This window comes from Streptoverticillium olivoreticuli subsp. olivoreticuli (assembly GCF_003391135.1).
Classification (GTDB): domain Bacteria; phylum Actinomycetota; class Actinomycetes; order Streptomycetales; family Streptomycetaceae; genus Streptomyces; species Streptomyces blastmyceticus.
The window spans coordinates 4,099,366-4,123,598 of record NZ_CP031455.1; the positions used below are offsets into that span (position 1 = coordinate 4,099,366).

Sequence of the window (24,233 nt, forward strand, 5' to 3'; positions counted from 1 at the left end):
GGACCCTCCCGCAGTGCGAAGCCCGCCGCACAGACCTAGCCTCGGCAAGGTGACGGCAAGTCATCGACACCCCCTGCTCATTTTCCTGACGCTCGCCCTCCTCATCGGCACGGGACAGGCAACCGCTCACCCATCCGGCCCCCACAAGAAATGCGTCCCCTCCGCCCGAGACGGATGCACGCACCCACCGGCGATCGTCTCAATGGGCGACAGCTACCTCTCCGGCGAAGCCGGCCGGTGGGCGGGGAATGCCGACACCAAACCCGACGGCACCGCATGGGGGACGGATCGCGCCGCGGTCAATTGCGTGAGTGAGGACAGCTGCGACCACTACCCCGAGCAGATCTACGGCTCGACCTCGTACGTTCGGGGTGGCAACCGGTGCGACCGTTCGTACCGCGCTCCGATCGCCACGACGGACTACCCCGGCGTACCGGCGGAGCGCCGTTTCAACATCGCCTGCTCGGGCGCCACGACGTACGAGTTCACTCATGCGTACGAAGAGAAAGGCGAGCGCCCGCAGATCGACCAGCTCAAGGACCTCGCCAGGGAGTACAGAGTCAAGATGGTCGTCGTGTCGATCGGCGGCAACGATCTGAAGTTCAAGGACATCGTCGAGTCCTGCGCCCGGCGGTATCTGCTCGGCTTCGTCGATTACTGCAAGAACGCCTGGGGCGGCATGGACGACGAGCTCGACGCGGTCGAGCTCAAGGTGGGCCAGGCGCTGAAGGACATCCGCAAGGGGCTGGAGGATCTCGGTTACGAGGAGGCGGACTACCGCCTGGTGGTGCAGTCCTACCCGGCCCCGATCCCGCCCGGGTCGGAATACCGCTACCCGGAGACGTACGGCAGGTATTCCTCCGGCGGGTGCCCGTTCTACGACACGGACTCGGACTGGGCCCGGGATTCGGTCGTGGCGGGGATGAGGGCCCGGCTCAGGCGGGCCGCGTCCGATGCGGGCGGGATCTTCCTGGACGTCCGTGACGCGTTCGCCGGCCATGAGCTGTGCAGCAAGGACGCGCGGCAGGCGACCTCGTCCAACTCGTCGAAAAATCACCTGAGTTCCCAGGACGCGGAGTGGGTCCGGTGGATCCCGTACCTCTATTTCTCGGGTCTTCCCTGGGCGTCCCAGGGGGACCAGCAGGAATCCATCCACCCGAACTACTTCGGCCAGTTGGCGCTGGGCGCATGCCTGACCCGGCTCAGCGAGCAGTTGCAGGTCAGCGATCGCACCATGTTCCGATGCCTCAACGACGGACGCAACGGCACGGACGGCATGAACGTCACGAAAACCCTGTAGCGAGGAGTCCGCATGCTGGTGCGCCGACGCCTGAGAGCCCTTTGCGTCATCGGTGCCGTCGCCCTGGTCGCGGCGCTGCCGGGCACGGTGGCCCGCGCCGAGCCGGTCGACGAGGACATCACCTGCGAGGGCCCGGGCAGCGACGATTCCTCGGGGATCTTTCCACTTGACGGGGCGCCGTCCAAGAACAGGGCACGGGATCACGGCGGCTGGACCCCCATGAAGTGGCCGACCGGAATTCCGAACGCGGGCGATGCCCGGATGATGCTGTACGGCCTGGCCGTCGAGGACAAACCGGTTTCCAACTACGATCGCAGGAAATTCAGAGTCGGCGGCAAGAGTGGCTGCTGGATCAATCAGGGGCCGGACTGCTGCCCCACCCGGGAGATCGTGCTCCGGAACCAGTCCACGACGCCGGTGACCTTGGCCGATAAATGCAAGGTCCTGAAGGGGAGTTGGACGAGCGAGTACGACGACACGCTGTTCGACACACCCCGGGGTGTCGACATCGATCACATCGTGCCGCTCAAAGCCGCCTGGAACTCGGGGGCCAGCACGTGGGACGTCGCCAAGCGGGAGAAGTTCGCGAACGATGTCTCTCCCAACACCCCGCAGCTGATTGCCGTTTCCGCGTCGTCCAACCGGTCCAAAGGGGACCGGCGGCCCGACCAGTGGATGCCGCCGGAACCCGTCGCGCAATGCCCGTACAGCGAGGCCTGGGTCGCGGTGAAGAGCAAATACGGCCTGTCGGTCACCCAGGACGAGAAGAACACCCTGACCTCGACACTGCGCCACTGCTGAGCCCGGCCGGACGCTATATCCGCCCACGCCCCTGCCGGGAGCGGACGAGGACCATCAGGCCGAGCCCCGAGCCGGCGAGCATCAGGCCCCCGCCCAGCACCACCGTGTCGCCCAGCGGGGGTCCGCTGTGCGCGGGCGCGGGGCCCCGCGCGTGCGGCCGACTCAGGCCGGAGAACGCGCACACCAGCAACGCACCGCTCACCACGGTCATCACGATCAGCGGACGACGGCCACGCCACCGCCGTGGCCGTCGGTGCCGTCCCTTTACACCCAAGACCTTGGACATATCCGAAAATATGCACACTCAGGGGGCGCGGGCGGGGCAGCACACGCCCCCGTTCCCCCGAATCGCCGCACCCGAGGGCCGCCCGCCGTGGCGCACCCGGGCGCCGTCCGCCTGCACGGTTTGCGCCAGCCTGCCGCCCGCTCTGGGCCGGGGCCGCCGCGCCGTTGTAAAGTGCGGGCGCTTGAGCCATATGCGTGCCGATCGACGTACAGAAAGCGGGCGTTGGACCCAGCGCCCAGGCCCCGTGGGTTCCGTTTCTGCACAGGAAAGGGCAGTCGCATGGGTAAGAGATCGGGCAGAAGAGACAGACGGATCGGTCAGCTGATCCGGTCCCTCAGAGCAGGTGCCGCGGCCGTGGCGGTCGCGACGGTACTGGCGGCCGCGCCGGGCGTCGGCTGGTCGGAGGCGGCCGCGGCTCCCTCGTCCCACGCGGCCCCCTCGTCCCACGACATCAGGACGAAGGACGTCGTCTTCGGTTCCTCCATAGCCGCGGCCAGGAACGCCGACGGACGACTGGAGCTCTTCGGGACCAACCCCGGTGACGCCATCTTCCACCGCTCACAGAACAGCATCGGCGGTTCCTGGTCGAACTGGGCCCAGTTCGACGGCGCGCTGCGTGCCGTCGCCGCCGAGACGAACGCCGACGGCCGGATGGAATTCTTCGGCGTCAACGGCGCCGGGTACATCTACCACCGCTGGCAGACCTCCCCCGCGGGCGCCTGGTCGAGCTGGGAGCAGATGGACGGGCTGCTGACCTCGATCGCCGTGGCCCGCAACGTATACGGGCGGCTGGAGCTCTTCGGGGCCAACAGCGCGGGCAACATCTTCCACCGTTCGCAGATCTCCATCGGTGGACCGTGGTCTGGCTGGGACCAGATCGACGGCGCGCTGACGCAGGTCGCGGCGGAGACCAACGCGGACGGTCGGCTGGAACTCTTCGGCGTCAACAGCGGCGGCGCGATCTTCCACAGGTATCAGACCACCCCCGGTGGATCGTGGACCGGATGGGTGCAGTTCGACGGTGCGCTCTCGACGATCGCTGCGGCGCGGAACGCGGACGGGCGGCTGGAGATCTTCGGGACCAACAGCGGTGACGCCATCTTCCACCGCTCACAGAACTTCAGCGGCTCTCCCTGGTCGGGCTGGGTGCAATTCGACGGTGCGCTGACCCAGGTCGCCGCCGAGACCAACGCGGACGGTCGGATCGAGCTGTTCGGGGTCAACCGTGGCGGGTCCATCTACCACCGCTGGCAGCTGTCCGTGAACGGGCCCTGGTCGGACTGGGCGAGCTTCGACGGCGTCCTGCGACCCTGACGCGGCGCCGGGGCTCCGCCTCGGCGTTCACCGGACGGGCCGGGGTCGGCCGAGACCGGCCGATCCCGGCTCGCCCGGCCGCCCCTAAGCGTCCTTCAGCTGCTGACGCTGGCGGCCCAGGCCCTCGATCTCCAGTTCCACCACGTCGCCCGCCCTGAGGTACGGCTTGGGGTCGGGGTGGCCGTCCGCCACGCCCGCCGGGGTGCCCGTGTTGATGATGTCGCCCGGATAGAGCGTCATGAAGCGGCTGACGTAGCGGACGACCTGGGCGACCGGGAAGATCTGGTCCGCCGTCGTCGCGTCCTGCTTCAGCTCGCCGTTGACCCACAGGCGCAGGCGAAGGGCCTGGGGGTCGGGGACCTCGTCGGCGGTGACCAGCCAGGGGCCCAGCGGGTTGAACGTCTCGCAGTTCTTGCCCTTGTCCCACTGGCCGCCGCGCTCCAGCTGGAACTCCCGCTCCGACACGTCGTTCGCCACCGCGTAGCCGGCTATCGCCGCCAGCGCCTCCGCGTCCGTCTCCAGGTGACGGGCCGTGCGGCCGATGACGACGGCCAGCTCGATCTCCCAGTCCATCTTCTCGCTGCCGCGCGGCACCAGCACCGGGTCCTCCGGGCCGACGACCGTGTCCGGCGCCTTGAGGAAGAGGACCGGCTCCTCGGGGGCCGGGACGCCGAGCTCGGCCGCGTGGCCGTGGTAGTTGAGCCCCACGCACACGATCTTGCCGATGCGGGCGACCGGCGGGCCTATCCGCAGGCCCTCCGGGTCGACGGCCGGGAGGATCCGGGCGCCCACCGCCGCCCGTACCCGCTCCAGGGCGGAGTGGTCCGCCAGCAGCCTTCCGTCGATCTCGTCGACGACGGTGGTGAGGTCGCGGAGCGTGCCCTCGTCGTCGAGCAGGGTGGGGCGTTCCGCGCCTGGCGGGCCGGTGCGCAGCAGCTTCATCGGTGAGCTCTCCCGAGGTCGTGGTCGGCGGTTGCCCGTCCGGGGTCGGCCGATGGGGACGGCCATCGAGGGATCGGTTTGATCGTGTGCGAACGGAGGGGGGCTCCGCAAGTGGTGTTTCGGCCTGTTGGAGGGGGTGGCGGCGGGATTTTTTCCCCTGCCCGCCCCTTCCCGCAACTGGGGAGCCCCCGGTCCTCAAGCGGCGGACGGACTCGCGGGCATGCCTCGGGTCAGGTAGGCGCGTTCCGCCGCCGTCCACGCGCTGCTCGTCGCCAGGTAGAGGCCGGCCGCCAGCGGGACCACGGCCACCGTGATCAGCGTCCCGAAGGAGAGCAGGGGCAGGAATCTCGTCAGGCCCGGGACCTCGGTCGGCATCGGCACCGGCGTCCTGCGCGCGCGTACGTACGTCCAGGTGGCCACCGCCGCGACCACCACGAACAGGCCCGCGTACACCAGCCCCTGCGCACCGAACGGCGCGTCCGTCCAATGGCCGCCCAGCCTCGCGCCCAGCAGCGTGTGGTCCAGCAGGTCCGACGCGCCGCCGCTGAAGAGGCGGTACATCACGAAGAGCACCGGCAGCTGCGCCAGCGACGGCAGGAGCCCGGCCATCGGCGACACCCCCGCCTTCGCGTGTGCCTCGCGCATCGCCCGCATCAGCCGCTCGGGGTCGCTCTTGTGCTTGCGGCGCAGCTCGGCCATGCGCGGGGCGAGTTCGGCCTTGGCCCGCTGGCCGCGCGCCGCCGAACGGGCCAGCGGATGCAGCGCGAGCCGTACGCCCAGGGTGAGCAGGACGATCGCGACGGCCGTCGCCGAGGCGCCGAACAGCGGCTCGGTCACCCCGGCCAGCCAGGAAAGGGGAAGGGAAGCGAAAGTGGACATGGTGAGCCCTCCACGGGTCTCGTCGTGCCGGAATCGGATGCGTTCGGGCGTGACGAGCCGCGCGGGCTCAACAGGAGACTGGAGTGAGCGCCTACGCGGCCGTCGGGAGGGCGTGGCCGGGCGCGCGAGGCCGTCGTCGGCCCCGCCCGTCGGGATCGCGCTGGGCGAGGAACGCCGTGCGCAGCTCCCGGTCCCGTATCGCCGTGCGTATTCGCGTCGGGGTGAGCGGGCCGCCGGTGCGGGCCGTGGCGGCCATGGCGCACAGCAGCAGGGCCGCCGAGACGGCCGTGGTCGCGGCGAGCGCGACCATGCTCAGCAAGCCGCTCTGCGCGAGCAGCAGTTCGGACAGCAGGAAGAGGAGCACGCTCATGTGCGTACGGAATACGGCGTTCATCAGAGCGGCCCCCCTTCCCCGTCGGATCCGGGTCGGGCCTCAGCCCGACACTCGTTCAGTCATTCGCTCGTTCCGATGCTAGACCGTGCCACTGACAACGGCCGCACCCGGTCCGGGATCCGTCGCCAGCACCTCGTCGTCGGGCCGTGCGGCGTCCTCGGGGCGCGGGCGCGGTCCCCACCAGGAGACGGCCAGCGCCACCAGCACGTTCACGGCCAGGGCGAGCGCTCCCGCGTTCACGCCCCAGACGGGGTCGTGCTCGGTGAAGACCAGGGCACAGACCAGCGCCCCGCCCGTCACCAGGCCGCTCATCGCTCCCCACAGCGTCAGTTTCCGCCACACCAGCCCCAGCAGGATCATGGGGACGAGCTGGGCCATGCCCTCGTACGAGATGAGCGACAGCCTCACCAGCGTGTTGGGCGCGGTGTACGTCAGCAGCAGGGCCAGCGCGCCCGCGGCCACGACGACGACCTGGGCGCCCGTCTTCTGCCGGTCGGGGCGCCCGGCCAGCCGGGGCATGGCCCCGAGCACGCTCTTGCCCCACATCGTGCCGATGACCAGCATGAACACCGCCATCGGGACGATCGACGACAGCGCCGCCGCCACCCCGATCAGCCCGACCGCCCACGCGGGCAGCGAGTCCACGACGAGTTTGAAGAGCGCGAGGTTGGAGCCCGCTCCGGTGAGCCCCGGCACCACGAAGACCGCCGCCATGCCGAGGAGCATCGGCACGAACAGCAGCACGTTGTAGAACGGCAGCAGCATCGCGTTGCGGCGCAGCGCGTCGGCGTTCCGCGCGCCCAGATAGCCGGCCACGGTCGTCGGGAAGATGACGACGGTGAGGGAGTTGAGGAAGCTCGTCGTCACGAACCAGCCGCCGCCGAGCCCGCTGCCGCCGTGCCCCGTGAACGTCAGCCAGTCCGGCTTCTCCGCCACGATCCGGTCGAGGAACGGCCCGTAGCCGTCGAAGTAGTGCAGCGGCACGTAGATCGCGAGGAACCCCAGCGTGCCGATGACCAGCACGTCCTTGAGGACCGAGACCCAGGCGCTGCCGCGCAGCCCGCTCACCACGACAAAGCCGGTCGTGACGGCGAAGGCGATGAAGTAGGCCCAGTTCAGGCTGATCGCGCCGTAGGAGATGGTCGAGACGACCACGCCCATGCCGGTGATCTGCAACTGGATGTACGGCAGCAGGCAGACCGTCGCCAGGATCGCCACCAGGGTGCCCAGCCAGGGCCTGTTGTAGCGGTGGGCGACCATGTCGGTGATGGTGACGAGGCCGTGCTCGCGGGCGTACGACCAGAGGGTCGGGCCGACCACATAGCCGATGGCGTAGCCGCAGGACATGTACGCGATGACATAGAGCACCGGGGCGCCGTAGTTGTAGCCCCAGCCCGCCGCGCCGAGGTAACTGAAGCTCGTATAGCCCTCACCGGCCATCAGCACCCAGATGAAGACCGTGCCGAGGCTGCGGCCGCCCACCGACCACTCGGCGAGCCCCCCGCCCGCTCCCCTGCCGCGCACGGCCAGCAGGCCGAGGGCGACGGTGAGCACCATGAAGCCGGCGAATACGGAGGTGGCGACGGTGGCGTTCATACGCGGCCTCGCTTGCGGTCGCCGCGCCAGGCGAGGTAGACGGCGGCGGGGGTGAGGAGCGTCGCCAGCAGGAGCCAGGCGAAGAGGAAGGGGAGGCCGAGGATGGTGGGGTGGATGCGGTCTGTCAGTGGCAGGGTGGCCAGGAACAGGGCGTATGGGATGAGCAACCACAGCAAGGTGGGACGTTTCAGCACGGAGTTGACCCTAGCGGCGCCCGTTGTTTACGGGGGCGCGTCGGGTGCGGGCTGGTGGGGCGGGGGCTTTTCCCCTACCCGCCCCTTCCCGAACCGGGGCTCTGCCCCGGACCCCGGTCCTCAAACGCCGGACGGGCTTGTCCTGACTCACGCCCCCACCAGCCTCGACGCCGTGTAGATGCACAGGCCCGCCAGCGCTCCCACCACCGTGCCGTTGATCCTGATGAACTGGAGGTCCCGGCCGATGTGGGCCTCGATCTTGCGGGACGTGTGGTCCGCGTCCCAGCTCGCGATCGTGTCGGTGATGAGGGCGGTGATCTCGCCGCGGTAGGTGGTGACGACATAGACCGCCGCGTCCTCCAGCCAGCCGTCGACCTTCGCGCGGAGGCGGTCGTCGGTGGACATGCGGGTGCCCAGGGAGAGGAGTCCGGCGCGGACGCGGAGGCGGAGTTCGCTGCGTTCGTCCTCGGCGGCGGCGACGATCATGGCGCGCAGGGAGCTCCACGTGGAGGCGATCAGGTCCTGCACCTCGCCGCGCCCGAGCACCTCGGACTTCAGGCGCTCGACCCGGGCCCGGGTGTCCGTGTCGGATTGAAGGTCGCGCGCGAAGTCCTCCAGGAAGCGGTCGACGGCGCCGCGCGCCGGGTGCTCGGGCATGTCGCGCATCTCCGTGACGAAGCGCAGCAGCTCCTTGTAGACGCGCTCGCCGACCTTGCGGTCCACGAAGCGGGGCGTCCAGCCGGGCGCGCCGCCGGTGACCGCCTGCATCACCGAGTCGCCGTGGGCGATCAGCCAGTCGTGGGCCCGTACGCACACCAGGTCGACGACCCTGCGGTGGCCGCCGTCGGCGACGATCTTCTCCAGCATGTTGCCGAGGCCCGGTGCGATCTCCTGGGCGTCGGCCCGGCGCGTGATGGCCTCGCCGACGACGGCCTGCACGTCGGAGTCGCGCAGGACGGTCAGGGCGCCGCGCAGCGCGGTGGCCAGCTCGGCGGTCACCCGGTCCGCGTGTTCCGGTTCGGCGAGCCAGGCGCCCAGCCGGGAGGCGATGCCGACGGTACGCAGCCTGACGCGTACGACATCTCCGGAGAGGAAGTTCTCGCCGACGAATTCGCCGAGGCTCCGGCCCAGCTGGTCCTTCTTGGTCGGGATGATCGCCGTGTGCGGGATCGGCAGCCCCATCGGGCGCCGGAAGAGCGCGGTGACGGCGAACCAGTCGGCCAGCGCGCCCACCATGCCCGCCTCCGCGGCGGCCGCGACATAGCCCGCCCAGGCGCCCGCGCCCGAGGACTGCCCCCATTTCGCAAGGGCGTAGACGAGCGCGACGAGGAGCAGCAGACCGGTCGCGAGCCCCTTCATGCGGCGCACTCCGCGGCGTTTCTCCTCGTCCGCGGCGCTGTAGGTGAGACCGCCCGCGCCCGCGGGCATCACTCCTTCGGCGGTACCCGAATCATCGCCAGGGGACCGTTCCATCCGCACCACCCGTTCCAGCCGTCTTCACATGCATTGTCCCTGCCCGTGGTACTCGGGGAACGGACCGGGAGTTCCCCGCGTCTGACAAGTCGCATGTGACACGTTGCGTGACCCCACCGGCCGACAGGCGCGCCCCCCGGCCCCCGTGGGATCATGGAACGGCGATCGGACCGCGAGGGCGCTGTTGCTGATCAGTCGCTGTTTCGTCCCCGGTTCCGCACCGGAGCGTCACGCTCCGCCACTCCCAGGAGAAGTTCGCCATGAACAGGCCACCCCTGCCCCGCAGTACGGCCTACGCCGTACTCGCCGCACTGGCAGCCGTGGTGATTCTCGTCTCGACCGCGATATTCGTCGGCGTCGGCGGCCATGGCCAAAGCCCGGCGGCGAGGCCGCACGAGGCCCATGGCACGGCCGCCCCGGCCGCCTCCGGGGAGTGGGTCGGCTCCTGGTCCACCGCGCCGTCCGGCGCGGAACCGAACACCCGCCGGGGCTACCCCGGGCTGTCCATCCGCAATGTCGTGCACAACGGCGTCAGCGGCACGGCCGCCCGGATCCAGCTCTCCAACCTCTACGGCGCGCAGGCGCTGCCCGTCACCCACGCCTCCCTGGCCCTGGCCTCGGCGGGCGGCTCCCCCGCCGCCGTCCCGGGCAGCATGCGCAGACTGAGCTTCGGCGGGCAGCCGACGGCGACGATCCCGGCCGGGCAGACGCTGCTGAGCGACCCCGTGCAGCTGGCCGTGACCGCCGGGGCGGACCTGCTGGTCACCACGTACTCCCCGACGCCCTCGGGCCCGGTGACCTACCAGAACCAGTCGCGCCAGACCTCCTACGTCGCCCACGGCGACCAGGCCGAGGACACGAGAGGCGCCGGCTACACCACCAAGTTCCAGGCCTGGCGCTATCTGACCGCCGTCGACGTCTGGTCCCAGGAAGCGCGTGGCGCGGTCGTCGCCTTCGGCGACTCGATCACCGTCGGCTACAACTCCACCCCCGGCGCCAACCACCGGTGGCCGGACCTCCTCGCCGCCCGGCTGCGCAGCGAGCCCGGCGCGCCCCGCTACAGCGTCCTCAACGAGGGCATCAGCGGCAACCGCGTCCTGCTGAGCAATTCGGGGCCGCCGCCCGCGAACAACCCCAGCGGTCTCGAACGCTTCGACCGCGACGTGCTCGGCCGCGCGGGCGTCCGTGTCGTGGTCATGGCGCTCGGCGTCAACGACATCCTGCGCACGCCGCAGCAGAAGGATCCGGAGCGGATCGTGGCGGGCCTGCGGAAGCTGGTCGACCGGGCCCATGCGCGGGGGCTGCGCGTCGTCGGCGCGACGCTGACGCCGTTCGGCGGGCACAAGGGGGCCGTGGACCTCCAGGAGGTCACCCGGCAGAGCGTCAACGAGGCGATCCGGTCGGGGCGGGTCTTCGACGCGGTGGTCGACTTCGACCGGGCGCTGCGGGATCCGGTGGATCCGGAGACGCTTCTTCCGGCGTATGACTCGGGGGATCATCTGCATCCGAATGACGCGGGGTATCGGGTGATGGCCGATGCGATCGATATCGAGGCGCTCAAGGGCGAGGCCGTGACAGCGCTCTGAGCGGCCGGGGCGCCGCCCCGGACCCCCGGTCGGGTGCGGCCCGGCGGGCTTTGTTCCCCTACCCCGCCCCTTCCCGAAACCGGGGCTCCGCCCCGGACCCCGAAGCACGCTCCGCGCGCTGTCCTCAACCTCCCCCAGCTACCGCTGGGAGGTGCCCCCACGGGCTGGATTTCGCCTTGCGGGTGACGCCCACGCCGCCCCAGAGCGCGAAGCCCGTGATCCTCACCTTGGGCGAGCCGGGCGTGCCCGGGCCCGTCGCCCTGTCGCCGAAGCCGCCCATGACGCCGATGCCGGAGACCTCGACGTCCAGGTCCGGTGGTACGACGACGGCCATGCCGCCCATCAGCGCGAAGCACCGGATGACCACCTCGCGCTCCGCGAAACGGGCCTCGCGCAGGTCGATCCGGCCGCCGCCCCACATCGTGAACGCGGTGAAGCGCGGACCCACGGTCCACCGGCCCGCACGGTGGAAGCCGCCCCAGATGCCGACCGCCCCGGTGGACGTCGCGTTCCCGCCGATGCGCTCCGCCCAGCCGCCGTCCTGCCGGGCGGTGGCCGCGGGGGCGGATCCGGTCGCGGCCGGCAGGTCCCGTACGAGCGGCTCCAGCTCGGAGTGCGTACGGGCCTTGTAGGCGGCGTCCAGGCGCTGTTCGAACTCCTGCATGTCCAGCCGGCCCTCGGCCACGGCCTCGCGCAGGGCGTCGGCCACGCGGTCGCGCTCGGCGTCGGAGGCACGCATGTCGGGAAGTTCGCTCGTCATGCGAACAGGTTAACGAGGCTTCGGCGCGGCGCCATGGCCGTCACACGCCCCGCTCCGCGTACATCTTGGCGATCACGTCCTCGATGTCCGGTTCCCTTATCGAGAGGTCGACCAGCGGATAGCGTTCCGCCACCGCCGCCACGATCGGGGCCGCGCTGTGGTCCGCGGGGAAGGTCAGCCACTGGCGGGGGCCCGCGACCTTGACCGTGCGGGCGCCGGGTGCGTCCTCGATCGGCGGGAGCTCGCGTTCCAGGTCGACCACGAGCGTGCGTTCGCCGCCGCCCGTCGCGTGCAGGCCGCTCAGCCCGCCGTCGTAGACGAGGCGGCCGTGGTCGATGACCATCACCCGCTTGCACAGCTGCTCGATGTCGGTGAGGTCGTGCGTGGTGAGCAGCACCGTCGTGCCGCGTTCGGCGTTGATCTCGCGGAGGAACTGCCGGACCTTCGCCTTGCTGACGACGTCCAGGCCGATCGTCGGTTCGTCGAGATAGAGCACCTCGGGGTCGTGCAGCAGCGCCGCCGCGATGTCACCGCGCATCCGCTGGCCGAGGGAGAGCTGGCGTACGGGGACGTCGAGCAGCTCGCCGAGGTCGAGGAGTTCGACGCAGCGGTCGAGGTTGGCGCGGTAACGGCCGTCAGGGATGCGGTACATGCGGCGCACCAGTCCGTACGAGTCCCGCAGCGGAAGGTCCCACCACAGGGTGGTGCGCTGGCCGAAGACCACGCCGATGCGGTGCGCCAGCTTCGTGCGCTCGCGGGAGGGGTCGATGCCCGCGACGCGCAGCCGGCCGCCGCTGGGCGTCAGGATGCCCGTGAGCATCTTGATGGTGGTGGACTTCCCGGCGCCGTTGGGGCCGATGTAGCCGACCATCCCGCCGCGCGGGACGGAGAAGCTGATGCCGTCCACGGCCCGCACCCGGTGCCGCTCGCGGCGCAGGAAACCGGCCTTCCGGCGTACGTCGAACACCTTCTCCACGCCGTCGAGTTCGATGAAACCGTCCACTGTCCGCCTCTCAGCTCCCCGTGCTCCGATAGCTCCGCAGCCCCACCCGCCACAGCAGGCCCGCGCCCGTGAGCATGAGGAGCGCGACGAAGGGTCCGCAGAAGTCGACCCAGCCCGGCAGGCCCAGGGGGTTGTCGCGACCCAGGAGGCGCAGCGCGGGCAGCCAGTTGACGAAGGCCAGGGGGACGACGAAGGTCACGCCGCGCACCAGCTCCGTCGCGAAGACGGTGGGCGGGTACTGGAGCAGGGTGGACCCGCCGTAGGTGAAGGAGTTCTGCACCTCCGCCGCCTCCGTCGCCCAGAACTGGAACGCCGCGCCCGCGATGAAGACGGACGCGAAGATGGCCGCCCCGCTGACCACCATCACCACGGTGAACAGGCCCTTGGGCAGCGTCCACGCGACGTCGACGTGGGCCACCCCCCAGCCCAGGACCAGTGCGCCCTGGCCGATCCGCCCCAGCCTGCGCAGCGCGAAGCGGTCGGCGGCGACCTGTGCGAGGACCGGCACCGGGCGCACCAGCAGCGTGTCGAACGTGCCGTCCCGCACCCGCCGCCCGATCCGGTCCATGCTGCCGAGCGTCAGATCGGCGAGGCCGAGGGAGCAGCTGGTCGCCCCGTACAACAGCGCGACCTCCGCGAGGGAGAAGCCGCCGAGCGCGTCGATGTGGGAGAACATCAGCAGGATGGCGACGAAGTCGAGGCCGCTGGCCGCGAAGTTGCCGATCGTCGTCATCGCGAACGACGCGCGGTAGGCCATCGTGGAGCGCACCCACATCGCGACGACGAGCGCGTACCCCCGCAGCCCCGCCGCGACGGGGAACCGGTCAGCCACCCTGGACCACCACCTTGGTGGTCGCCAGGGACTGCACGACGCGCCCCGCGGCCAGCAGGAGCACCGCCCAGCCCGCCTGGAAGGCGAGCGCGCGGGCCAGCCCGGCACCCGTGTGCAGGCCGAGCAGGACGTCGGCCGGGACCTGGAGCATCGCCGCCCACGGCAGCAGCCGCACGGTCGCGCCGAACGGGCCGGGGAAGACCGTCAGGGGCAGCAGCATCCCGGAGAAGAACATGCCCATCAGCCCGCTGACCATGTTGACCCCGGCCCCGTCGAGCAGCCAGAAGGCGCACAGCCCGATCAGGAAGCGCAAGCCGAAGCCGACGGCGAAGCCGAGGAGGCAGGAGAGCAGGAAGGCGAGCCAGACCAGGGGGTCGGCGGGCAGGGCCAGTTCGAAACAGAGTGCGCCGACGGCGAGGGGCACGACCCCGCGGCCGAGCAGCTGGAAGAGCGCCCGCCCGAGGTCGGCGGCGAACCACCACAGCTGGAGGTCGGCGGGGCGGTAGAGGTCGACCGCGATGTCGCCGGAGCGGATGCGCTCCTGGAGCTCCTCCTGGAAGCCGCCGCCGAGCAGCGCCATGGCGGCGAGCAGCCCCTGGCTGACCCAGACGAAGGTGAGGGCCTGCGCCTGGCCGTACCCGCCGAGATGGGGCCGTTCGTCCCACAGGGCGATGAACGTATAGGCGATGACGAAGCCGAAGACGGTGTTGGTGAAGACACCGGCGGCGGTCGCGACGCGATAGGTCGCATACCGGCGGAATCCGCTCACCGCGACAGCGGCATACAGCCGCATCCCAGGACACCTCCCGTCGTTGAACCTCGATAGTCCGCTGACCTCAAAGCGCTGGAGCCTATCCGCACGGATCGGCCGCCGACCACGCATTTTTCACTCCTGGGAGTGGTCGGCCTGACCCGTTCGGCTCTTCAGTGCCGTCTCACGTGCGCTACGTCCCTCCGACTCGGAACGCATGATGCCAAAGTGTCCGACGGGGCGTACGACGCACAGCGAACCGCCCGACACAACACCGCTCACCGTGGCCTTACAACCCCGGGGGCGGCCGAGGAGTCCCTAAAGACATGAGCGACGAGCAGTCACAGCAGCAGCCGGACGGCGGTGATGAGCGCTCCCGGCCGGCGGGCCGGCCCCCGAACGGCGCCACCGGTCCCGGCCGTTCCGGCAGACCCCGCCGCCCCAGGCGCACCGGCTGGCGCAGGCTCCTGCCGACCTGGCGCATGGTCCTCGGCGGCTTCCTGCTGATCGTCCTGCTCGTCGCGGGCGGTCTCGTCGCCGGTTACATGCTGGTGAACATCCCCCCGGCCAACAAGGCGGCCACCGCCGAGAGCAATGTGTATCTCTACGCCGACGGCACCCAGTTGGCGCGCGACGGCGAGGTCAACCGCGAGAGCGTGTCGCTGAGCCGGGTCCCCAAGGTCGTCCAGCACGCCGTGCTCGCCGCCGAGGACCGCGACTTCTACTCCGAGTCCGCCGTCAACCCCGAGGCCATGCTGCGCGCCGCGTGGAACACCGTGACCGGCAAGGGCAAGCAGTCCGGCTCCACCATCACCCAGCAGTACGTCAAGAACTACTACCTGGGCCAGGAGCAGACCGTCAGCCGCAAGGTGAAGGAGTTCTTCATCGCGATCAAGCTCGACCGCGAGGAGAGCAAGGACGAGATCCTCGAAGGCTATTTGAACACCAGCTACTTCGGGCGCAACGCCTACGGCATCCAGGCCGCCGCCCAGGCGTACTACGCCAAGGACTCCGACAAGCTCGACGCCGCCGAGGGCGCCTATCTGGCGACGCTCCTCAACGCGCCCAGCGCCTACGACGTCGGCGCGCACCCCGAGAACAAGCCCCGGGCCACGGCCCGCTGGAACTACGTCCTCGACGGCATGGTCAAGAAGAAGTGGCTCGACGCGGCCGAGCGCGCCACCATGCAGTTCCCCTCCCCCGGCAAGTCCAGGCCACGGCTGGGCATGTCCGGGCAGCGCGGCTATCTCGTCGAGGCGGTCAAGGACTATCTGACCACCGACAACAAGATCGTCGACGAGCAGACGCTGGCCCGCGGCGGTTATCGCATCACCACGACGATCGACAAGAAGAAGCAGGACGCCTTCGTCACCGCCGTGCAGAAGCAGCTGATGGACGACCTCAGCGAGGACCGCCAGGTCGACCGCTACGTCCGCGCGGGCGGCGCCTCCATCGACCCCTCGACCGGCCGGGTCGTCGCCCTCTACGGCGGCATCGACTACACCAAGCAGTACGTCAACAACGCCACCCGCCGCGACTATCAAGTGGGCTCCACCTTCAAGCCCTTCGTCTTCACCTCGGCCGTCGAGAACGACTCCACGACGCAGGACGGCCGCGCGATCACCCCGAACACGGTCTACGACGGCACCAACAAGCGCCCCGTGCAAGGGCGGAACGGCCCCGTCGGCTACGCGCCCGCCAACGAGGACGACAAGTCGTACGGACAGATCACCGTCACCAAGGCCACCGACCTCTCCGTCAACGCCGTCTACGCCCAGATGGCCCAGGACGTCGGCCCCGGCAAGGTCAAGGACACCGCCATCGCCCTGGGCGTCCCGGCCAAGACCCCCGAGCTGACCGCCTACCCCTCCATCGCGCTGGGCGTGGCCACCGCCAGCGTCCTCGACATGGCCCAGGCGTACGCGACCCTCGCCAACCACGGCCGGCACGGCCCGTACACCCTGGTCGACAAGGTCACCAAGGGCGGCGAGAACGTCGAGCTGCCCGGCAAGGAACCCAAGCGCGCCGTCACCCGCAACGCCGCCGACACCACCACCGCCGTCCTCAAGAGCGTCGTCGACAACGGCACCGGCTCCACCGCACAGGCCGCCGGACGGCCCGCGGCCGGCAAGACGGGCACCGCGGAGGAGGACAAGGCCGCCTGGTTCGCGGGCTACACCCCCGACCTGGCCACCGTCGTCGCGGTCATGGGCCAGGACTCCGACACCGGCAGCCAGAAGTCGCTGTACGGAGCGACCGGGCTGCCCCGTATCAACGGCGGCGGCGCGCCCGCGGACATCTGGGCCGCCTACACCGAGGTCGCGCTGGAGGGCACCGCCGTCAAGGACTTCGACCTCCAGACGGCCGGCGGCGGCCCCGAACCCTCCCTGGAGCCGCCCACGACGTCGGCACCGCCGGAGACCAGCGCGCCGCCCACGGCGTCCGCGCCGCCCAGCAACTTCCCGCCGCGGACCTCGGCACCGCCGCGCCCGCCGACCGGGCCGCCGACGCTGCCGGGGCCGCCGACCGGGCTCCCGACCCTGCCGCCCTTCACGCTCTTCCCCAACGAGCCGAAGGACGCGGGGCGCGGCGGGCACGGCGGCGAACGGGACTCGCTGCTGGGCGAATACTGACTCCTGGCGGCACCGGGCCGGTCAGTGGCCCGAGGTCGCCTTGAGGCCCACCACGGCCACCAGCAGCAGCACGACGAAGAAGATCCGCGCGGCGGTCGCCGGTTCGCCCAGCACCGCCATGCCGAACACCGCCGCGCCGGCCGCGCCGATGCCGACCCACACGCCGTAGGCCGTACCGATGGGCAGCGAGCGCGCGGCCTGCGCGAGCAGCAGCATGCTCGCGGCGATACCCGCGACGGTGAACACGCTCGGCCAGAGCCTGGTGAACCCGTCGGTGTACTTCATACCGATCGACCAGGCGACCTCGAGCAGACCCGCGACAGCGAGCAGGACCCATGCCATGACGGCACCTCCGTGGAAAGTTCCTACAGGGGTGCGTCGTCTTGTCCTTGCCCGGTACGGCGCGTCTCGTCGGGTTCTTCCGACGGTATCAAAAAGGAGGTGACCGGGACGGGTGCCCCGACGGCGGGGCCCCGTACGTCAGAGGTAGAGCCCCGTGGAGTCCTCGGAACCCTCCAGCCGCTCCGCGGCCACCGCGTGCAGATCCCGCTCGCGCATCAGCACATACGCCACGCCGCGGACCTCGACCTCGGCGCGGTCCTCCGGGTCGTAGAGCACCCGGTCGCCCGGCTCCACCGTGCGCACGCTCTGCCCGACCGCCACGACCTCCGCCCAGGCGAGCCGACGGCCCACCGCCGCCGTCGCCGGGATGACGATGCCGCCGCTGGACCGGCGCTCGCCCTCCGGGATGTCGGTCCGGACCAGCACCCGGTCGTGGAGCATCCGGATGGGCAGCTTGTCGTGGGTGGTATGCGTACTCACGCCATGACCGTACCCGCCCGGGCCCGGCCCCGAGGCCGCGGGCCGCGGATCCGCCGGTGTGACCTACGCCCGGCGGCGGCGCGAGGAGACCGTCAGCAGCCCGACCACGCCCACCGCGACCATCGCCACCGGCACGATCCGCTCCAGCCGGGGCGTGCCGTCCTCGGCGACGAAACGGGACCGCACGTCCGAGACCAGCCGGTTCGCCGCCACGAAGGCGCGGCCCGCGGTGTGGTCCACCTTCGCGGCGACCTTGGCCTTCGCATCGCCCACGATCGTCCTCGGGTGCATGCGCACACCGATCTCGTCGAGCGTCACGGCGAGCTCGTTCCGCCTGCGGGCGATGTCCGCCTCGATCTGCGCAGGGGTCCTGGCATCCGACACCGCGCTGCCTCCGTCGTCTCGAAAAGAGTGATGATGAGTGATGACGACAGTCTGTCAGCTCACCGGACCCCGTGCCCCACGGCACCCCCGATCGGGGAGCTGACTAGTCTCGGGGACCGGACAGCCCACGCGGGGCACCCCGCGCGAACCCCGACGAGGAGACCCTCATGAGCGAGCGACTTCAGCCCGGCGACACCGCACCCGCCTTCACCCTGCCCGACGCGGACGGCAAGCAGGTCTCCCTCGCCGACCACAAGGGGCGCAAGGTCATCGTCTACTTCTACCCCGCCGCCCTCACGCCCGGCTGCACCAAGCAGGCGTGCGACTTCACCGACAACCTCGACTTCCTCGCCGGGCACGGCTACGACGTCATCGGCGTCTCCCCCGACAAGCCCGAGAAGCTCGCGAAGTTCCGCGAGAAGGAGGAGCTCGAGGTGACGCTGGTCGGCGACCCCGAGAAGAAGGTGCTGGAGGCGTACGGCGCCTTCGGCGAGAAGAAGCTGTACGGGAAGACGGTGACCGGGGTCATCCGCTCCACCGTCATCGTGGACGAGGAGGGCAAGGTGGAGCGCGCCCTCTACAACGTCAAGGCCACGGGCCACGTCGCGAAGATCATCAAGGACCTGGGGCTGTAGCCGTTCCGCGTGACGGGCCGGAATCCCCGGCCCGTCACGCGTCCGCGGCCGGCGGATCCGCCTCGGGGAGGTCCAGGATCGCCTGTGCGCCGCCGCCCTCCGCCGTGCCGAACTCCAGGCCCGCCCCCAGCACCACCGCCTGGCCCACCGCGATCGTCAGCCCCAGGCCGTGCCCGGTGCCGCGCTCCGGCGCCGCCGTGCGGAAGCGCCGCGGGCCCTGGTCCACCAGCTCCGGCGGATAGCCGCCGCCGTGGTCCCGCACCACGATCCGCGTACCCTCCACACGGATCTCGATCGGCGGCTTCCCGTGCTTGGCCGCGTTCCCCAGGATGTTCACCAGGATCCGTTCGACCCGGCGCGCGTCCGTCGCCACGATCCGGCCCTCGCCGACCACCTCGACCGACACGTCGTCGACCCCGCGCTGCCCCCGCGCCCGCTTCACGATCCCGCGCACCAGCGACGGCAGCTCCACCGGGTCCAGCTGCGCCCGCTCCACACCGGAGTCCAGCCGGGAGACCTCCAGCAGGTCCTCCACCAGCGACCGCATCGTCTGCGCCCGCTCCCGCACCATCTCCACCGCCCGCGGATGCGGCAGCAGCTCCGCCGACGCCACCAGACCGGCCACCGGCGTCCGCAGCTCGTGCGCCACGTCCGCCGTGAACTCGCGCTCCGCCTCCACCCGCGCCGCCAGCGACGCCGCCATGTGGTGCACCGACCGGCCCAGCTCCGCGACCTCGTCCCGGCCGCCCGCCAGCAGCGCCTCCGCGTCAGGAGCACCACCGGCCGCGATCCGCCGCGCCGCGGCCGCACTGTGCCGCAACCGCCTCGACAGGCTCTGCGCCACGAACCACGCCACCACCGCCATCAGCGCCACCGTCGCCGCCCCGGCCACGAGCAGCGCCTTGTCCAGCGCCTTCTGCAAGGGGTCGCGGTCGGGATAGGGCGCGGACACCGACAGCACCTTGCCGTCCCCCACCGGCGTCGCCGCCCACACCCGCGGGTCGGCGCCGTCGCTGATGTACGTACCGGGCTTCCCCTTCCCCACCCGCTTCGTGAGCGGGATCGGCAGCGTCGAGTCGTCCAGCTGCGCGCCGAGCGCGAGCAGCCCGTCCCGCTGGTAGACCTGGAGGGCCGAGCTCAGCAGGTCGTCCTGGTACGACTGCGCCTGCCGCGCGCGCTCCACGGCCGAGATGTGGTGCACGGCGATGCCGAGCAGCACCACGGCGAGCGCGGTGACGAAGGAGAGCGCCAGAGCGATCCGGCCACGGATGCCCATCACGCGATCGAGTACGTTTCCTTCGACTCCCCCATGGGCGTGGCCCCGGTGTAGTCGACGTCGATTCCGGTGAAGGCCAGCACGCCGTCGACGTTCTTCGCGCCGTACAGCCGGAAGCGGGCCGCGTAGGTCGACGAGGCCGCGCCGTTGGCGGCGCCCGAGACCTGGACGACCCCGCGGCCGTCCGCGCCGTCCGCACCGTAGTGCGCCCATTTGATGCCGCTCGCCACCACGCCGGTGTTCGAGCAGTTCAGCGTGATGATCTCGGGCTCGACGGTCGCCGATCCCAGCCCGCACTCCCGCACGCCCGGCAGCCCCTTCGGGCTCGCCGCCTCCACCGTGTCCTGCGGCACCTCGCGGACCGGCTGCGGCGACTTCTGCGCCGCGGCCGTCTTCGGCGCGTCGGACACCGAACTCGCCCGGTCCTGGGCCTGGCTGAACCACACGCCGCCGAGCGCCAGGACGGTCACCACCGCGAAGATCGCCAGAACAGTGCGCATGCTGGCCCGGCGGGGCTCGGCACGGTCGGCCATCGGCCTCTCTTCCTCGGTGGGGATCGCTGGGGGGCGGGATGTGGGGGACCCCTGCCCTGAGTGACGGGGAAATCGGGCAGCGCGTTCCCTTCATGCCTATATCAGGTTCTTCGCAAAGAAGCCGCGGGCCGCGCACCGCATGAATGACCAATCTCCGGAACGGGCCCCGGACCCGCAGTTCCGACGCTCCCCGCGCCCTGGTGCGCGGCTTCCAACTGCCACTGGCACCACGGCAGCTGATGCCGTGACCACCACGGCGGGGTACGGGCCGGCGCCGATCCGGCACCGCCGCCGCGCGAGGGCGGGGAGGCCAGTACGATGGCCGTGCCGGGCGGCCGTGGTGGAATTGGCAGTCACGCTGGGTTTAGGTCCCAGTGGGTTAACACCCGTGAGGGTTCGAGTCCCTCCGGCCGCACTCGCACAGCGAAGGGGCCGGTCAGCTGTCTCAGCTGACCGGCCCCTTCGCGTACGTTCACCCCAAAAGCTCCCGCACCACCGGCGCCAGTCCGCGGAACGCCTTGCCGCGGTGGCTGATCGCGTTCTTCTCCTCCGGCGTCATCTCGGCACACGTCCGCGTCTCGCCGAGCGGCTGGAGGACCGGGTCGTAGCCGAAGCCGCCCGTGCCCGTCGGGGCGTGCCGAAGCGTGCCCTCCAGGCGGCCCTCGACCACGCGTTCCGTGCCGTCGGGGAGGGCCAGGGCGGCCGCGCAGGCGAAGTGGGCGCCGCGGTGCTCCTCCGCGATGTCGCCGAGCTGGGCCAGCAGCAGGTCCAGGTTGGCCTTGTCGTCGCCGTGGGTGCCCGCCCAGCGGGCGGAGAAGATGCCGGGGGCGCCGTTCAGGACGTCCACGCACAGGCCCGAGTCGTCGGCGACCGCCGGGATGCCCGTGGCCCGGGCGAGGGCGTGGGCCTTGAGGAGGGCGTTCTCGGCGAAGGTGACGCCGGTCTCCTTGACGTCCGGGATCTCGGGATAGGCGTCGGCGCCGACGAGTTCGACGTCGAGGCCGGCCGCCTCCAGGATGGCGCGGAGCTCGGTGACCTTGCCCGCGTTGCGGGTGGCGAGGATCAGGCGCTTCACCTGGCCTCCTCCAGGGTCCGGGCGAGCGCCTCGCGCTGGGCGGTGTCGAGCGTGGCGCAGCCGCCGACGGCGAGGTCGAGGATGGCGTTGAGCTCGTCGCGGGCGAAGGGCTCGGCCTCGGCGGTGCCCTGGACCTCGACGAAGCGGCCGTCGCCGGTGCAGACGACGTTCATGTCGGTCTCGGCGCGGACGTCCTCCTCGTAGCAGAGGTCGAGGAGGGGGATGCCGCCGACGATGCCGACGCTGACGGCGGAGACCGTGCCGGTGAGCGGCTGGCGGCCGTGCTTGATCAGCTTCTTGCCCTGGGCCCAGGTGATCGCGTCGGCCAGTGCCACGTACGCGCCGGTGATGGCCGCGGTGCGGGTGCCGCCGTCGGCCTGGAGGACGTCGCAGTCGAGGACGATCGTGTTCTCGCCGAGCGCCTTGAAGTCGATCACGGCGCGGAGGGAGCGGCCGATGAGGCGGGAGATCTCGTGGGTGCGGCCGCCGATCTTGCCGCGCACGGACTCGCGGTCGCCGCGGGTGTTGGTGGAGCGCGGGAGCATCGAGTATTCGGCGGTGACCCAGCCCTCGCCGGTGCCCTTGCGCCAGCGGGGCACGCCCTCGGTGACGCTGGCGGTGCAGAAGACCTTGGTGTCCCCGAAGGAGATGAGGACGGAACCTTCGGCGTGCTTGCTCCACCCGCGCTGGATGGTCACGGGGCGGAGCTGATCGGGGGTGCGGCCGTCGATGCGAGACATGGTGATGACCCTATAGGCAACGCGAAGGGCCCCGTTCCGGTTCACGTACGAACCGGGGAGCGGTTGATACGGACCGGGGAACGGGGCCCTTCGGCAGGAGCTCAGCGGCTCACATCATGTCTTCGATCTCGCCGGCGATCGGGTCGGCGTCGGTGCCGATGACGACCTGGATGGCGGTGCCCATCTTGACGACGCCGTGGGCGCCGGCGGCCTTCAGGGCCGCCTCGTCGACGAGGGAGGGGTCGGCGACCTCGGTGCGGAGGCGGGTGATGCAGCCCTCGACCTCTTCGATGTTGTCGATCCCGCCGAGCCCGGCGACGATCTTCTCAGCCTTGGTGGCCATGTGCGCTCCTGGTTGTCTCTGGCCCTTCGGCGGTCTCGCCGACCGGCTTTCACACGTTAACCCACGTTCAGCCCAGTTACGTGGGCGTTTGTCCGCCATCTAGCGAAAGATGACGACCAACCGGCGCTGCGCTCCGGGAGGCCCGACACACACCGCAAGTGGTCTACACCAGTATGCGGCAAAGCACCGAGTGGACTGCCGCCGGGGCGGCAGGCGGAGGGACGCAGATGAGTTCGGACGCCGCGGCGGCCCCACGGAAGAAGACATGGACGCAGGGCCTCTTCCAGAACCTCCAGAAGATGGGCCGCAGCCTCCAGCTGCCGATCGCGGTGCTGCCGGCGGCGGGCATCCTCAACCGGCTCGGGCAGCCGGACGTCTTCGGCAAGGACGGGCTGGGCTGGACGGACGTCGCGAAGGTCTTCGCGGGCGCGGGCGGCGCGCTGCTGGACTCGGGTCTCGGGCTGCCGCTGCTGTTCTGCGTGGGCGTGGCCATCGGCATGGCCAAGAAGTCGGACGGCTCGACGGCGTTGGCCGCGGTGGTGGCGTTCCTCGTCTACTTCTCGGTGCTGCACCAGTTCCCCGAGGACTGTCCGCACGAGACGAAGTTCGGCGGCGCGGGGCTGTGGAGCGGGGTCTGTGTGACGGGCACGGGGGCGGCGTCCCCGGCCCCGTTCCAGAACCCGGGGGTGTTCGGCGGCATCGTCATCGGGCTGCTCAGCGCCTGGTTCTGGATGCGCTTCCACCGGGTGCGGCTGGTGGACTGGCTGGGCTTCTTCAACGGCCGGCGGCTGGTGCCGATCCTGATGTCGTTCGTGGCGCTGGCCTTCGCGGTGGTCTGCCTGTGGATCTGGCCGCCGGTCGGTGACGCGCTGACGAGCTTCAGCAAGTGGCTGTCGGATCTGGGGTCGGCGGGCTCGGGCGTCTTCGGCGTGGCCAACCGCGCGCTGCTGGTGGTCGGGCTCCACCAGTTCCTCAACACCTTCATGTGGTTCCAGTTCGGCGACTACACCAAGCCGGACGGCACGGTGGTGCACGGTGACATCAACCGCTTCCTGGCGGGCGATCCGCACGCGGGGCAGTTCACCTCGGGCTTCTTCCCGATCATGATGTTCGCGCTGCCCGCCGCGGCACTGGCGATCGCGCACTGCGCAAAGCCGCACCGCCGCAAGGCGGTGAGCGGGATGATGCTGTCGGTCGGCCTGACGTCGTTCGTCACGGGCATCACGGAGCCGGTCGAGTACTCGTTCCTCTTCATCGCCCCGGCGCTCTATGTCGTCCACGCGCTGCTGACGGGTGTGTCGATGGCGGTGACCTGGGGGTTCGGGGTGCACGACGGCTTCAGCTTCTCGGCGGGCCTGATCGACTACGTCATCAACTGGGGGCTGGCGACCGAGCCGTGGCTGATCATTCCGATCGGGCTGTGCTTCGCGGTGGTCTACTACGCGCTTTTCCGGTTCGCGATTACGAAGTTCGATCTGCCGACCCCGGGGCGTGAGCCGGAAGAGCTGGCGGAGGAGATCGAGCGGGAGAACGTGAAGTAAAGAGGAACGTGAAGTGAGGAGCCAGTGACGCTGCGCTGGGTTTAGCGGCGCCGCTCCAGGAAAAACGCCGTCCCCGGGCCTTGGGCCCGGGGACGTTTTGCCGTGCGGCCCAGTGGCGGTCCCGCGCTGTGTCCGAGACC

General features: G+C 70.7%; 26 protein-coding genes, 1 tRNA gene and 1 riboswitch. Of the genes, 8 read left to right on the forward strand and 19 right to left on the reverse strand.

Annotated features, from left to right (window positions below; translation table 11 throughout):
* Positions 1–307: 307 nt before the first annotated feature.
* Together DXZ73_RS17825 and DXZ73_RS17830 are read left to right on the forward strand one after the other, a co-directional pair.
* The gene (locus DXZ73_RS17825) at positions 308–1,300 is read left to right on the forward strand and encodes a GDSL-type esterase/lipase family protein (RefSeq protein WP_162890237.1); all 993 of its coding nucleotides are present in this window, start codon (positions 308–310) and stop codon (positions 1,298–1,300) included.
* Between the two features lie 12 nt (positions 1,301–1,312).
* Positions 1,313–2,101, forward strand: coding sequence for an HNH endonuclease family protein (locus DXZ73_RS17830; protein WP_116211988.1), 789 nt, complete (start codon positions 1,313–1,315; stop codon positions 2,099–2,101).
* 13 nt (positions 2,102–2,114) lie between these two features.
* On the opposite strand, the gene DXZ73_RS17835 is transcribed toward DXZ73_RS17830, so the two are convergent.
* Entirely contained in the window at positions 2,115–2,312 is a 198-nt protein-coding gene (locus DXZ73_RS17835; RefSeq protein WP_116211989.1) for a hypothetical protein, read from the reverse strand.
* Between the two features lie 429 nt (positions 2,313–2,741).
* On the opposite strand from DXZ73_RS17835, the gene DXZ73_RS17840 reads away from it, so the two are divergent.
* A complete protein-coding gene (locus DXZ73_RS17840) occupies positions 2,742–3,701 on the forward strand; it encodes a tectonin domain-containing protein (RefSeq protein ID WP_116211990.1) in 960 nt (319 codons plus the stop codon).
* Positions 3,702–3,785: 84 nt separating this feature from the next.
* Here DXZ73_RS17840 and DXZ73_RS17845 read toward each other — a convergent pair whose 3' ends face one another.
* The 6 genes from DXZ73_RS17845 to DXZ73_RS17870 form a co-directional block, all read right to left on the reverse strand.
* Positions 3,786–4,643 (reverse strand): fumarylacetoacetate hydrolase family protein, encoded by an 858-nt coding sequence (locus DXZ73_RS17845; protein WP_116211991.1) that lies wholly within the window; start codon positions 4,641–4,643, stop codon positions 3,786–3,788.
* 195 nt (positions 4,644–4,838) lie between these two features.
* Positions 4,839–5,522 (reverse strand): YidC/Oxa1 family membrane protein insertase, encoded by a 684-nt coding sequence (locus DXZ73_RS17850; protein ID WP_116211992.1) that lies wholly within the window; start codon positions 5,520–5,522, stop codon positions 4,839–4,841.
* Between the two features lie 91 nt (positions 5,523–5,613).
* The gene (locus tag DXZ73_RS17855; RefSeq protein ID WP_116211993.1) at positions 5,614–5,916 is read right to left on the reverse strand and encodes a DUF6412 domain-containing protein; all 303 of its coding nucleotides are present in this window, start codon (positions 5,914–5,916) and stop codon (positions 5,614–5,616) included.
* Positions 5,917–5,994: 78 nt separating this feature from the next.
* Positions 5,995–7,512 (reverse strand): sodium:solute symporter family protein, encoded by a 1,518-nt coding sequence (locus tag DXZ73_RS17860; protein WP_116211994.1) that lies wholly within the window; start codon positions 7,510–7,512, stop codon positions 5,995–5,997.
* Positions 7,509–7,706, reverse strand: a complete 198-nt coding sequence (locus DXZ73_RS17865) for a DUF3311 domain-containing protein (RefSeq protein ID WP_116211995.1) — start codon at positions 7,704–7,706, stop codon at positions 7,509–7,511. Before DXZ73_RS17865 ends, DXZ73_RS17860 begins: the two co-directional genes overlap by 4 nt.
* Before the next feature lie 147 nt (positions 7,707–7,853).
* Complete coding sequence (locus DXZ73_RS17870) at positions 7,854–9,134, reverse strand: DUF445 domain-containing protein (protein ID WP_240351397.1); 1,281 nt, start codon at positions 9,132–9,134, stop codon at positions 7,854–7,856.
* Between the two features lie 305 nt (positions 9,135–9,439).
* Between DXZ73_RS17870 and DXZ73_RS17875 the strand changes: the two genes are divergently transcribed.
* Positions 9,440–10,765: an SGNH/GDSL hydrolase family protein gene (locus DXZ73_RS17875; RefSeq protein WP_116211997.1), complete on the forward strand. Its 1,326-nt coding sequence runs from the start codon at positions 9,440–9,442 to the stop codon at positions 10,763–10,765.
* Between the two features lie 124 nt (positions 10,766–10,889).
* Here DXZ73_RS17875 and DXZ73_RS17880 read toward each other — a convergent pair whose 3' ends face one another.
* The 4 genes from DXZ73_RS17880 to DXZ73_RS17895 are packed head-to-tail and all read right to left on the reverse strand — an operon-like array spanning position 10,890 to position 14,153.
* Entirely contained in the window at positions 10,890–11,525 is a 636-nt protein-coding gene (locus tag DXZ73_RS17880) for a DUF1707 SHOCT-like domain-containing protein (protein ID WP_116211998.1), read from the reverse strand.
* Between the two features lie 40 nt (positions 11,526–11,565).
* Complete coding sequence (locus DXZ73_RS17885; RefSeq protein ID WP_338059125.1) at positions 11,566–12,528, reverse strand: ABC transporter ATP-binding protein; 963 nt, start codon at positions 12,526–12,528, stop codon at positions 11,566–11,568.
* A gap of 10 nt (positions 12,529–12,538) precedes the next feature.
* Complete coding sequence (locus tag DXZ73_RS17890; RefSeq protein ID WP_116215679.1) at positions 12,539–13,303, reverse strand: ABC transporter permease; 765 nt, start codon at positions 13,301–13,303, stop codon at positions 12,539–12,541.
* A 49-nt stretch (positions 13,304–13,352) separates the two neighbouring features.
* The gene (locus tag DXZ73_RS17895) at positions 13,353–14,153 is read right to left on the reverse strand and encodes an ABC transporter permease (RefSeq protein ID WP_116212000.1); all 801 of its coding nucleotides are present in this window, start codon (positions 14,151–14,153) and stop codon (positions 13,353–13,355) included.
* Positions 14,154–14,437: 284 nt separating this feature from the next.
* Here DXZ73_RS17895 and DXZ73_RS17900 point away from each other — a divergent pair, with 284 nt between their 5' ends.
* Positions 14,438–16,744 (forward strand): transglycosylase domain-containing protein, encoded by a 2,307-nt coding sequence (locus tag DXZ73_RS17900; protein ID WP_116212001.1) that lies wholly within the window; start codon positions 14,438–14,440, stop codon positions 16,742–16,744.
* 21 nt (positions 16,745–16,765) lie between these two features.
* Here DXZ73_RS17900 and DXZ73_RS17905 read toward each other — a convergent pair whose 3' ends face one another.
* The 3 genes from DXZ73_RS17905 to DXZ73_RS17915 all read right to left on the reverse strand — a co-directional run bounded on the left by DXZ73_RS17905 (position 16,766) and on the right by DXZ73_RS17915 (position 17,950).
* Positions 16,766–17,086: a DMT family transporter gene (locus DXZ73_RS17905; protein ID WP_116212002.1), complete on the reverse strand. Its 321-nt coding sequence runs from the start codon at positions 17,084–17,086 to the stop codon at positions 16,766–16,768.
* Positions 17,087–17,116: 30 nt separating this feature from the next.
* Positions 17,117–17,187: riboswitch (guanidine-III (ykkC-III) riboswitch) on the reverse strand.
* A 37-nt stretch (positions 17,188–17,224) separates the two neighbouring features.
* Positions 17,225–17,527, reverse strand: coding sequence for a GroES family chaperonin (locus tag DXZ73_RS17910; RefSeq protein WP_058046871.1), 303 nt, complete (start codon positions 17,525–17,527; stop codon positions 17,225–17,227).
* A gap of 102 nt (positions 17,528–17,629) precedes the next feature.
* Positions 17,630–17,950 (reverse strand): DUF3618 domain-containing protein, encoded by a 321-nt coding sequence (locus tag DXZ73_RS17915; protein ID WP_116212003.1) that lies wholly within the window; start codon positions 17,948–17,950, stop codon positions 17,630–17,632.
* A gap of 167 nt (positions 17,951–18,117) precedes the next feature.
* Between DXZ73_RS17915 and bcp the strand changes: the two genes are divergently transcribed.
* Positions 18,118–18,585, forward strand: coding sequence for a thioredoxin-dependent thiol peroxidase (bcp, locus tag DXZ73_RS17920; protein ID WP_116212004.1), 468 nt, complete (start codon positions 18,118–18,120; stop codon positions 18,583–18,585).
* A 34-nt stretch (positions 18,586–18,619) separates the two neighbouring features.
* Here bcp and DXZ73_RS17925 read toward each other — a convergent pair whose 3' ends face one another.
* Together DXZ73_RS17925 and DXZ73_RS17930 are read right to left on the reverse strand one after the other, a co-directional pair.
* The gene (locus tag DXZ73_RS17925) at positions 18,620–19,861 is read right to left on the reverse strand and encodes a sensor histidine kinase (RefSeq protein ID WP_116212005.1); all 1,242 of its coding nucleotides are present in this window, start codon (positions 19,859–19,861) and stop codon (positions 18,620–18,622) included.
* Positions 19,861–20,394, reverse strand: coding sequence for a hypothetical protein (locus tag DXZ73_RS17930; RefSeq protein ID WP_116212006.1), 534 nt, complete (start codon positions 20,392–20,394; stop codon positions 19,861–19,863). Before DXZ73_RS17930 ends, DXZ73_RS17925 begins: the two co-directional genes overlap by 1 nt.
* 331 nt (positions 20,395–20,725) lie before the next feature.
* Here DXZ73_RS17930 and DXZ73_RS17935 point away from each other — a divergent pair.
* Positions 20,726–20,809: transfer RNA gene (locus DXZ73_RS17935), tRNA-Leu, on the forward strand.
* 57 nt (positions 20,810–20,866) lie between these two features.
* On the opposite strand, the gene rdgB is transcribed toward DXZ73_RS17935, so the two are convergent.
* The 3 genes from rdgB to DXZ73_RS17950 all read right to left on the reverse strand — a co-directional run bounded on the left by rdgB (position 20,867) and on the right by DXZ73_RS17950 (position 22,651).
* Positions 20,867–21,469 carry an RdgB/HAM1 family non-canonical purine NTP pyrophosphatase gene (gene rdgB / locus DXZ73_RS17940; protein WP_116212007.1) on the reverse strand — a complete coding sequence of 201 codons (603 nt, stop codon included), beginning with the start codon at positions 21,467–21,469 and terminating at the stop codon, positions 20,867–20,869.
* Positions 21,466–22,209 carry a ribonuclease PH gene (gene rph / locus DXZ73_RS17945; protein WP_116212008.1) on the reverse strand — a complete coding sequence of 248 codons (744 nt, stop codon included), beginning with the start codon at positions 22,207–22,209 and terminating at the stop codon, positions 21,466–21,468. Before rph ends, rdgB begins: the two co-directional genes overlap by 4 nt.
* 109 nt (positions 22,210–22,318) lie before the next feature.
* A complete protein-coding gene (locus tag DXZ73_RS17950; protein WP_275898581.1) occupies positions 22,319–22,651 on the reverse strand; it encodes a PTS glucose/sucrose transporter subunit IIB in 333 nt (110 codons plus the stop codon).
* A gap of 128 nt (positions 22,652–22,779) precedes the next feature.
* Between DXZ73_RS17950 and DXZ73_RS17955 the strand changes: the two genes are divergently transcribed.
* Positions 22,780–24,093, forward strand: coding sequence for a PTS transporter subunit EIIC (locus DXZ73_RS17955; protein ID WP_116212009.1), 1,314 nt, complete (start codon positions 22,780–22,782; stop codon positions 24,091–24,093).
* Positions 24,094–24,233: the final 140 nt, after the last annotated feature.